At 57.9% G+C, this 684-nt stretch carries 1 protein-coding gene and 1 pseudogene; both read left to right on the top strand.

What is annotated here, in order from left to right:
• Positions 1–298 (top strand): annotated as a pseudogene (locus tag ACPLUI_RS13145) (hypothetical protein); the annotation flags it as partial.
• 19 nt (positions 299–317) lie between these two features.
• The coding region (locus tag ACPLUI_RS13140) for a YggS family pyridoxal phosphate enzyme (protein WP_424660705.1) at positions 318–684 on the top strand (367 nt) is incomplete at its 3' end.

Below are 684 nucleotides of genomic sequence, written 5' to 3'. Positions count from 1 at the left end.
GGGGGAGATGCTCTTTTTCCTGCCCGTTTATCCCGGCGACATGGTTCACCAGCGCCAGGTCCGTTTAGGGCTGTTGACAGGAGAGGTGGCAGGTTTTTCTGTCGTTCCCGGGGCGGTGGTGGAACGGGCTGGCCAGCCCGGTATTTATATCGTTTCCCTGCGCCGGGCTACCTGGGTACCCGTTCGGGTACTCGACAGGATGCCGGGGCGGGTGCTTGTTTCCGGCCGGGATTTATCCAATCTCACCCGTTATGTGACCAACCCGTTCTGGGTCCGGGAGGGAGACAGGCTGGAATGAATGCTGGGGGGAAGAGTCTTTGGGAATCAGGGAAAATCTGCAGGTGGTCCTTGAACAGGTTGCAAAGGCAGCTGAAAGGGTTGGCCGGGATCCGGGTTCAGTTAAACTGGTGGCGGTAACCAAAAACGTGCCCGTGGAATTTATGCAGGAAGCTATGTCGGCAGGGGTCAGGGCATTTGGGGAAAACCGGGTACAGGAATTGGTGGCCAAGCAACCCCGGATGCCTGCTGATGTTGAATGGCACCTGATCGGTCACCTGCAAACCAATAAGGTCAAATATGTTGTTGACAGGGTCCACCTGATCCATTCTCTCGACAGCTGGCGTCTGGCCAGGGAAATCAGCCGCCGGGCTCGGGAGCGGGGGTTAACGGTGGAAGTCCTGGTGC

Source organism: Desulfofundulus sp., from assembly GCF_049701015.1.
Classification (GTDB): Bacteria; Bacillota; Desulfotomaculia; order Desulfotomaculales; family Desulfovirgulaceae; genus Desulfofundulus.
The sequence above is the reverse complement of the archived record's forward strand: the minus strand, read 5'-3'. Positions and strand labels throughout refer to the sequence as shown.